The organism is Pseudomonadota bacterium (genome assembly GCA_026388275.1).
GTDB lineage: Bacteria > Desulfobacterota > Syntrophorhabdia > Syntrophorhabdales > Syntrophorhabdaceae > JAPLKB01.
In genome coordinates, this window is the sequence record JAPLKB010000032.1 from 1 (window position 1) to 9,868 (window position 9,868).

Annotated in this window: 11 protein-coding genes; 6 read left to right on the top strand and 5 right to left on the bottom strand. The window is 40.7% G+C overall.

The features are described from left to right. Positions 1–199: 199 nt before the first annotated feature. The 5 genes from nifS to NT010_08770 all read right to left on the bottom strand — a co-directional run bounded on the left by nifS (position 200) and on the right by NT010_08770 (position 5,593). Entirely contained in the window at positions 200–1,360 is a 1,161-nt protein-coding gene (gene nifS, locus NT010_08750) for a cysteine desulfurase NifS (protein ID MCX5806137.1), read from the bottom strand. Between the two features lie 8 nt (positions 1,361–1,368). Next, positions 1,369–1,776 (bottom strand): 4Fe-4S binding protein, encoded by a 408-nt coding sequence (locus tag NT010_08755; GenBank protein ID MCX5806138.1) that lies wholly within the window; start codon positions 1,774–1,776, stop codon positions 1,369–1,371. 89 nt (positions 1,777–1,865) lie between these two features. Continuing rightward, on the bottom strand, positions 1,866–2,588 hold the full coding sequence (locus NT010_08760; protein ID MCX5806139.1) for a UPF0280 family protein: 723 nt from the start codon (positions 2,586–2,588) through the stop codon (positions 1,866–1,868). Positions 2,589–2,590: 2 nt separating this feature from the next. Continuing rightward, positions 2,591–3,268, bottom strand: a complete 678-nt coding sequence (gene cysE, locus NT010_08765; GenBank protein ID MCX5806140.1) for a serine O-acetyltransferase — start codon at positions 3,266–3,268, stop codon at positions 2,591–2,593. Positions 3,269–3,337: 69 nt separating this feature from the next. Next, positions 3,338–5,593: a PAS domain S-box protein gene (locus tag NT010_08770; protein MCX5806141.1), complete on the bottom strand. Its 2,256-nt coding sequence runs from the start codon at positions 5,591–5,593 to the stop codon at positions 3,338–3,340. Between the two features lie 198 nt (positions 5,594–5,791). On the opposite strand from NT010_08770, the gene NT010_08775 reads away from it, so the two are divergent. From NT010_08775 to NT010_08800, 6 genes are all read left to right on the top strand, one after another. Next, the gene (locus NT010_08775; protein ID MCX5806142.1) at positions 5,792–6,268 is read left to right on the top strand and encodes a hypothetical protein; all 477 of its coding nucleotides are present in this window, start codon (positions 5,792–5,794) and stop codon (positions 6,266–6,268) included. A gap of 155 nt (positions 6,269–6,423) precedes the next feature. Further along, positions 6,424–6,738, top strand: a complete 315-nt coding sequence (locus tag NT010_08780; GenBank protein ID MCX5806143.1) for an MTH1187 family thiamine-binding protein — start codon at positions 6,424–6,426, stop codon at positions 6,736–6,738. A 501-nt stretch (positions 6,739–7,239) separates the two neighbouring features. Next, positions 7,240–7,653, top strand: coding sequence for a pentapeptide repeat-containing protein (locus tag NT010_08785; protein MCX5806144.1), 414 nt, complete (start codon positions 7,240–7,242; stop codon positions 7,651–7,653). A 149-nt stretch (positions 7,654–7,802) separates the two neighbouring features. After that, complete coding sequence (locus NT010_08790; protein MCX5806145.1) at positions 7,803–8,375, top strand: hypothetical protein; 573 nt, start codon at positions 7,803–7,805, stop codon at positions 8,373–8,375. Between the two features lie 264 nt (positions 8,376–8,639). Further along, complete coding sequence (locus NT010_08795) at positions 8,640–8,792, top strand: hypothetical protein (GenBank protein ID MCX5806146.1); 153 nt, start codon at positions 8,640–8,642, stop codon at positions 8,790–8,792. Positions 8,793–9,337: 545 nt separating this feature from the next. Further along, positions 9,338–9,868 (top strand): ParB/RepB/Spo0J family partition protein (locus NT010_08800; GenBank protein MCX5806147.1); only part of this gene is annotated, 531 nt, incomplete at its 3' end.

Consider the following 9,868-nt stretch of genomic DNA (forward strand, 5'->3'; position numbering starts at 1 on the left):
CCATCTGACCCACGAACTGGCCATCTGATAATGACCGTTCACGCCTTGACCGACCTGACCACCCACACAACCTACCTTTTAAGAAACCTATCAAATTGTATTCCCTTTGTCTATTGGTGTCTTGTATAATAGTACGAGCCATTGACAGCCTGTTGCCCAAATATTCCCCCTTCAGCAATCCCGGCGCATGTCGGAGCAATTATTTTTTATAAAACGGCGACATCTCTCTCAGTCTGGCCACAACCCCCGGCATAACGGAAAGAACATAATCGACATCTTCTTTGGTGTTTTCCCTTCCAAGACTCATCCTGATTGCGCTCTGACATACTTCAGGGGGTATATCCATAGAAAGAAGCACGTGGGACGGTTCTGTCGAACCTGAAGAACAGGCAGAACCGGAGGAAACGGCAATACCGTTGAAATCAAGGGCAATAAGCAGCGATTCTGCCTCCACATACTCAATGCTTATATTTAAAGTATTGGGCAGCCTGTATCCAGGATGTCCATTCAGTATTACATGATCTATGCTGTTTGTTATGCCTTCTAACAGCTTCTTTCTCAATGCCTCAACCTTGCCGTTCTCTGTTGCCATCTCCTCTTTTATCAATTCACATGCCTTGCCGAAGGCAGCAATACCGATCATGTTTTCTGTGCCCGCCCTTCTGCCGGCCTCCTGGTGCCCACCGTGAATAAGATTGTCTATATCAAGGCCTTCCTTTATATATAATGCCCCGACACCCTTTGGCGCATATACTTTGTGGCCCGAAAAACTCGCCAGATCTACATTCAATGTATTCACGTCAATTTCTATCTTTCCAATAGCCTGAACCATATCGGAGTGAAAAATGATCCCTTTTTCATGAACTATTTCACCGATTTCTTTAATCGGCAACAACGTTCCCGTTTCATTATTCGCATACATGACAGAAACCAGAATGGTATCATCCCGTATTGCCTTTTTTACATCTATCGGCTCAAGCCTTCCATGACCGTCAACAGGCAGGTAAGTAACTTCATATCCCTTTGTTTCAAGATATCTGCATGCGTTCAATACACCGGGATGTTCAACTTTTGTCGTAATAATATGCCGTCCCTGATCTTTTTTTGCATAGGCCGTGCCTTTGACAGCATGATTATCGCTTTCTGTTCCACAGCTTGTAAAAACAATTTCATCAGACTCGGAACTTATTAATCCTGCAACCTGCTCCTGCGCCCTGTCATAATACCCCCTGACTTCCATGCCTGCCCAGTGAAGGCTTGACGGGTTGCCGAACAGTTTCTTCCAGAAGGGTTCCACAAATTCAGATACTTCAGGGTGTATAGGCGTTGTTGCATTATTATCGAAATATACCCTCTTCATGCCTTCCTCTAATCAAAATATACATTCATTGCCCTTACCGGGCAAACCTTTACGCATAATTCACATGCCACACACTTTTCATAATCAAATTCAACCTTCATGTTTTCCCTGTTTATAGATAATGCATTCGGGGTGCATACACTCGTGCATACCCCGCAGTGTACACACATGTTCTCATCCCTGTTTATATCCTGCTCCATCGGTTCCATATCAAGGTTCATGTCATTCAGGTATTTGATGCCTCTATTAAAGTTTTCATCTGTGCCTTCTATCTCCAGCACCATCATCGAATCAGCCCTTGGCGACAGGTTTGCCCTGAGGATATTGAAAATCAGATCATAATCTTTAGCCAGTCGGTAGACAACGGGCTTATCAATGGCTTCCCTTTTAAATCTTATAATGAACCTTTTTTTCATAACAAACCTCACAATTAAATTAATTGCCCCTCGGCTCTCACACTCCGAAACTTGCATAGGTGTAATTCATGCCGAATTTAGAAATTATTCTATACTTTTATTATCTCAAGATCGCCCCAGACGCCAAGATGATCGCCAAGGATAATCAATATACCGCTTATACCCGGATATGTCTTGCCTTTTTCTATGGCAACTGCTATATCATCCTTTTTTTTTACAATATTCCCTACATAAGTTGCAAGTCCATCTGCAAAAAGGGAGGAATTTCCTACAATACACGATGCATCAGCATTGCCGAAGCTTAATGAGTGCCCTATTGTTCCCGAAGAGGTGCAGACTCCATAGGGAGTATCCCTTCCTTTCAGCTTGATCCCTATCTTTTCGCTATAAGGCGAATCTTTTGCATATATGAGCATAACCCTCTCATGGTTTGTCTTAAGACAAATATCACCGCCGTTTTCAACGATATATTCATCCGTCAACGCAGCAATATCTCTACCCACATATTCTGCGATTGCACCGGCCACACAAGCCATTGGTCCGACACCTATGATCTGAGATGCCTCTATCATCTCCCTCACAATTCCAGGGGCAAAGTTATCGGTTTCAACAGGCGTCAGACTTTCCTGAAATTCAGGCCTGTATTTGATATATGATTCAAGCTGATGCCGGTAAAAAATCACCCGTTCTTCTATGCAGGTCTTTAAATCTGTTTTTGTACAGCAAAAAAGGTCCGTTTCATTAAGCTTTACCTCATAGCAAAGCATATCACCGGGCTTCGATATATTTCTGTAGAATCTTTCTTCGTACATTATTATGCTCGCTTTGCCGGCTCATGAGATACCTGATCGTCCTTCCTCTCTGTTTCTCCGCCCAGCTTTTCTTCAAGCCTTTTCACTCTCTCAATAAGAGAGCTGATAGCCCGTGCCTGAGGATCGGGCATGAATGAGCTGTCCATCTGGATCCTGTTTTCTCCCTCAACCCTGAAGACTACTTTACCGGGGATACCTACCACAATCGAGTTTGGCGGTACTTCATTTACTACGACCGAATTGGCACCTATCTTTGAATTATCCCCTATTGTAACAGGTCCAAGGACCTTTGCGCCGGCGCCGATGACTACATTATTTCCTATGGTTGGGTGTCTCTTTATTTTCTTCCAGGTTGTGCCTCCAAGCGTAACACCATGATACAGGGTAACATTATCGCCTATCTCTGCTGTCTCCCCTATAACCACACCCATGCCGTGGTCAATAAAAAACTTTCTGCCGATCTTTGCACCCGGATGTATCTCGATACCGGTTAGGAATCTTCCTATATGGGAGACAAATCTTCCGAGCAGGTACATCTTATGAACCCAAAACCAGTTGCTGATTCCATAAAATAGAATTGCATGAAAACCGGGATAACATAAGACTATTTCAAAGATATTCCTCGCAGCAGGGTCGCGCTCGAAAACAGATTGTATAGATTCGCGCATCTTATCAAACATAATAAGGAAATATACAACCCCTGATTACATCTGTCAATTGTTGTAAGTACTAATTGGCAAGTTGGTAAGTTATCGTGCTAATCCCTGTTCCAGATACTTTTCTTTTTTTTCTTTGTACATAAGCGTATCTGCCGTTGACATGAGATCATCAACAGATTGCGGATTATTAGGATCATAAATCGCTACGCCAATGCTCAATGATAACTTGTAAGGTTTGTTGGTCTGAATGTTATATCTGTCAATATGCTCATGCAGACGTCTTACAAGCAGTTCTGAGCATGTTTCATTAGTGCCTACTGCAAGTACGGCAAACTCATCTCCGCCGATACGCCCGATTATATCAGCTTCACGAAAAGTCTTGCTGAGAATATTTGCAGTCATAATAAGCGCTTCATCGCCTTCTTTGTGCCCCAGGGTATCGTTTATCCATTTCATACCATCAATGTCAATAAAAAAACAGAGCACCTCATTCTTTGTACGATTTGCAATCTTGATCTGCTGCTCGGAAATGATGAAAAAGCCCCGCCGGTTATAAAGCTTCGTCAGTTCATCCTTCATTGACATGTTATGCAATTGTTCTTCCAGTTGTTTTTTTTCAGTTACATCCAGGAGCGTCCCCAGTTCTGCCGGCCTGCCGTTATATATTGCACGTGAGCCGTATATCTCAACCTTCCTGATTTCACCGTCCTTCCTTACTATGCCAAGTTCGAGAAGGGTACCGTCTGTTCCACCGGTTCTCCTCTTACGAATGCTCTCTTCAGCCTTTTCACGGTCAGTCGGGACTATGAAATCCATAGGCCCCAGCTTGCCGATCATTTCAAAGGGCTTATACCCATGTATATTTGCAAAGGCCGGATTCACATACCGGAAAACATTATCCTGAACCAGATATACACCGACAAGGGATCGCTCGGTAAGGATACGATATCGCTCCTCCGATTCCTTTAACAACATCTCCATTTTTTTACGATCCGTTACATCAATAAAATTTCCGAGAACTGCCTGTTTTCCTTTATATTGTATTGACGTAACCGTTACAAGAATCCATCTGGTTTCTTCTGCTTTTGCAAAAACCCTTACTTCAAAAGCGGATGATTGTCCGCCCTGCAACATTTTCGAGGCATTATCCTTTACTGCTTCTCTATCTGCTTCTATTACAAATGTAAGAGAATCCCTGCCCAGAATCTCATTTTCGTTATATCCAGTAATTTGCTGAAAACAAGGGTTGACAAATTTAAACTTGCCGTCCTGCACTATATATACACCGGCAGACGAGCTGTTTGCCAGGGTTCTGAACAATTCTTCCGCCATTTTCCGCTCTGTCACATCACGGACAATTGCCTGTATAAAAGTCTCGCCGCCAAACACAATCCGGTTGAGGCTTACCTCTGCATCAAAAATAGTTCCGTCATAACGGCGGTGTTTCCAATCAAAATGCTGAGCGCTGCCGTTTAAAACATCAGTCAATTTTTCAATGGCCTTTTTCGATGATTCACTTCCGTCCGGTTGAAAATCAGGTGAAAACAGTGACGGAGATTGTCCGATAATTTGTTCACGTGCACATCCAAATATTTTTAACGTTTTTGTGTTGCAATCAATATATTTTTTTTCTTTTATCAGCATTATGGCATCGTTGGCATGTTCAAAAAGTGTCTTATACTTCGATTCGCTGTCATGCAACGCCTCCATCATATGCTTTCTTGTCAGTGCATATGCAAAGATTTCACCGACATTTTTAAGAAGTGAAATAGTGTCCTCAGACCATTTCTTTTTTGTGCTGACGCTGTCGAAGCCGAGAAAGCCGATTATTGTGTAGCCTGACACAATCGGTACCGCAACAAGTGATTGGATGCTCTCCCTCATAAACTCCTTCTTTTCTGCTATTGCTTCGAAGGGAAGTTCTGTGATGTCAGGTATATGAATTACTTCAAAGTTCTTTATTTTTTCACAAAACCAGGGCAGATCATTTGTCGGCATATGCTGAAGACCAACTATCATAGGCGATATCCCATTTGCACACCACTCGTGTGTGTTATTCATTTCGATTCCGTTTTTATCAAATTGAAAAACATAACTCCTGTCAACTCCGGCAAAGCTGCCTATTGCCTTTAACACGTCGTTTATTCCATCGTCTATTTCGTCCGGAGAAAGAATGATAAAGTTTGTTGAAAGTGTCAGGATTAACCTCAGCAGTTCCTCTGAGTCTTTAAGTGCTTTGTCAACAAGTTCGTGTTCGGAGGCTTTCTTCTCGAGTACATCAACAAGCTTCTTCATTTCAGTCAGTTCTTGTATCAGTTCTTCCTTTGTCCTGTCTTCATTGTCCATTATTAAGCTTCCGCCTTTTTAAAAGGATATTACAACAAACAATACTGTATTATTATATTGTGTTACATAAAGTCTGCGACATTAACCCTTTTACTTTAAACATTTTTCTGATATTATACACTATCGAAAATACTTATTAAAAGCAATATTGTGCAACAGCTGATAAAAAATATTTATACTCAAAAGGATCGGGGTACAATGAAAATAGATGACACTGAAAAAGAAATAAAAATAGACGATGATTTCTTTAAAATGCCTGAAGAGCATTTGAAACCTAAGATAAATATAGAAGAGGAAGGCTTTGCTTCAAAAATAAATCATCTTTTGCCTGTTCTTCTGCCTGTAGTCATTATTCTGATAATTATAGTCGGAGCAGCAACCATTTTTCTGAGAATGCAAATATCGACTACAAAGGGAGATATAATTAACCTCGACAGGAAAATAAGTAGTATTGACTTTGCAAGCTTTAAATCTGAGATTACAGCTGTTAATACAAAGCTTGAGCGCATCAGTAAAGAAAATGATAAATTAAAATCTGATCTGGCTCAATTAAAGAACGAGATGGAGACTGTCAAAGCAAGAAAGGAAAAAGCCGATGCATCTGCTCAAAAACAGCCCGCTGTCAAGAAAAAAGTTGCTAACAAAAATCTCGCAAAAAATCCGAGATTGAGATAGGGTTACAATGAACCTCCCCGCAGCAGAGCTGCAAGGTATAAGTGGAATGGGAACATGATTATCCCCCCTCACCCTGCCCTCTCCCTCAAGGGGCGAGGGAATGTGGTCACCCCGAAATCAATTGATTGGATTAGCCCTGAAATTCAGGAGGCATAATGTCTGTCCTTGTCGAGTTTGCCATGTTCCCCACAGATAAGGGGGACAGTATAAGTGAATATGTCAGCAGAATCATCGACATGATCGATCGAAGCAATATACCCTACAAACTGACGCCCATGGGCACCATCTTCGAAGTTGAAACTGCTGAAGAAGCATTCAAAATAATAAACACGTCATATATGCTGCTTGAACCCGACTGCAGCAGGGTCTACTCAACCATAAAGCTTGATATCAGGAAAGGGAAAAGCGGGAGAATCATACAGAAGATTGAGTCAATTGAGAAAAAATTGGGCAAGAAAGTAAATTCATAAGAGAAACATATTAAGGAAAATCTGCCCGCAGTTCAGGGAGATGGAGCCTCACGGAATTGTATATGGCTTTCATTCGAACTTCGCATATTACTGATAGAAAAAAAGGATATCATTGTATACTATTTAAGAACATCCTCAATCTCCTTTTAAAAAATTGTTTATTTAATTATTGTTGTATACAAAAATCTCCCAAAATTCTTTAAAAAAACTTGACTTCTCTATCAAGAAGGTTATATAAATATTCTATGATATAGATAAAACTAACAACTGAATATCTAAACGGGTTCAGAGACGTTTATTGTCTCTGGAGGTAAATATACAGAATAGTCGGGCCGCTATCTGAAGCATAGTCTTCAGGAGCGGTTTTTTTATTGGGTACTTATGATATAGATAAAACTAACAACTGAATATCTAAACGGGTTCAGAGACGTTTATTGTCTCTGGAGGTAAATATACAGAATAGTCGGGCCGCTATCTGAAGCATAGTCTTCAGGAGCGGTTATGTACAATTTAAAAGGGATTTTGGTTATTGGTATGATTGTTTTCTGTTTTTTTGTTTCCTTGACAACTCTTTATGGGTTTGATGAGAAGCAGGTTCAGGCACTGAAAAAAACAAACAAATGCCCGAAGTGTGACCTTTCAGGGGCAAAATTGAATAATCTTGAAATGGAATACGCTGATCTTTCCTCGGCGAATCTTTCCGGAGCAGACCTATCGAATTCAATGATGGGTAACGTAAATCTTACAAAAGCCAATATGTCAGGCGCTAATCTATCTGGTACCAATCTCGGCTTTGCCACTCTATCGGGTGCCGATGTGTCAAAGGCAAACCTTACAAATGTTTTCCTTGATCAAGCAACCTGGACCAATGGCAAGACGTGCAAAATAGGTTCAGTCGGAAAGTGTAAACAGTGAATCATTGTATAAGCAGTCTTTCAAAAGAACCTGCCTGTTTGTTGGGCCGGATCTGTTACGGCTTCATCTCTGACTGGATACAGGAGGTAAAACTAATCTGTTAACCTCTAAAAATAACAATATTTCACCGACTAAACAGGAGGAAGGTAATGAAAAAGTATTTATTTGCATCAGGGTTCGTGCTCCTATTCGTAATTGCAACGTTTTCAAATGTATTTGCAATTGATATTGCGGCAGACATGGTTACAAAAGAAGGAAAGATAACGAGAAATGGCAAGTTTTATTCAAAGGACAGCAAGTGCCGCGTGGAAAGAGGCAGTACCCCTATGTACACGATTATAAGGGGAGATAAAGGTTTATTCTGGCAGATTAATGGTGCTGAGAATACATATATTGAAGCAAAATTGACACCCGCCTTGAAGCCATGGACGGAAGAAAAAATTTTCGGTGAAGTAAGCAGGAAGGAAATTGGTGCAGAAACTATAGATGGACATCCGACTAAGAAATATGAGGTTATTGTCAAACAGGGTAATAAGAGTGACATATATCATCAGTGGTTCGCAACAGACATACGTTTTCCTGTAAAAATAGCGAATGCAAATGGAAAATGGAGTGTGGAGTATAAGAATATCAAGAAGATATCTCCCGATAATATCTTCAACTTGCCGGTCAACGTAACCCTCGACACAATGACAGTTCCTGATGTATTGGGCGGTCACTAAAAGTGACATAATTTCCCACTCTTATGATTGAGCGGGAAATTAACGTAAACATTTACAAGGAGGTAAAGATTACGGCGCCAAATTGGTTGGTGTATATCTTCATGTTTATACTAGTGATTATAGCAGTAGTTATCACGTACATAACCGGCAAGCGATGGGGGAAAAATGGGTAAGCAAATAACAATATGTCTCCCTTTGCAGAAAATTAGATGAACATGACAGGCATAGTTATTGTGTAGATAGACGAATTCGTGAGGAAATGTCATGGAGAATAAAGAAAACGAGAACGAGAACGAAAATCAGTCCGAGGTCCCGTCTAAAGTCAAAAAAACCGTTAGTTTTATTGTGAAAATAGTTTTAGGACTCGGATTTATTTTTTTTATCTACAAGGCTATAGTGCATAGATACGGCGGGTAGGATATGAAATTGAATAGATTTTAGAGTGTCCCTACGGACATAATTATATTTTTGCTGATTTCTGTGGAAAGGTCAAAAAGAGGGAATTTTATATGCATCTCAATAACACAAAAAGCAAAGATTTTATGCGGTAATCATTCCTCCCTGAGAATCTTCAACATCCAACATTAGTAGGTGCATTTAATAATTTTAATAAAACACATTCCCAACTGATTTGCTCGACACGCGGAGGGTGTAGAACACCTGTCAGCCCTGCAGAAAGGCTGAAAACATCTTGACACATTATTTCTTATTTCCTACAATTAATAATAACATCAAGGGGAAATTAAAGGCAGTGAATAGTTAAAAAGGCAGTGAATAGTGAATAGTATATAGTGAACAGTGGTAAAGACGGCAAACGGGTTATGACTTCTGAGTATCTCAACCTTTTCTGTAAAGTTATTCCTTGATAAATCACCCCAGCAAAGGGTGTGTGTTGCTATTCACTATCTACTAACGACTATTCACTAACGACTATTCACTGAATTTTAAAAAGGGGGAACTATATGGCAACGAAAAAGACAACTGTAAATCCTGAATTTATGTACATTTCCTTAGACAAGATTGTAGTAATGGCACAGGTGAGATCAAACATTGATATCGAAACAGACTCATTCAAGTCGCTCATGCAATCAATCAAAGACAAAGGCATCCTGGAACCGCTTATTGTAACAGGACAGGATAATGGGACGTATTTACTCATTTGCGGGGAGAGGCGTCTTGTAGCAGCCAGACAATTAGGACTTGAATCCGTACCGGTGAGAGTTGTTGAAGCAGGAAAAGAATTAGGTGATACCATTGCCCTTCAACTGACGGAGAACCTCCAGCGTGAAGACTTAAATCCCATAGATCAGGCCAAAGGAATTCTTACATATATTCAGGCGAAACATCCTGACAAAGGATATAACGTGGATAACTTTATGGCCGATTTGGTGAACTACGAGCGCTCTCCTGACTACCTCCAGGATGGAGTTTCTGACACATTGTCAGAAACGGTCAATATCTCTGGAAAGTCAATACGGACGCTGCATCGCACT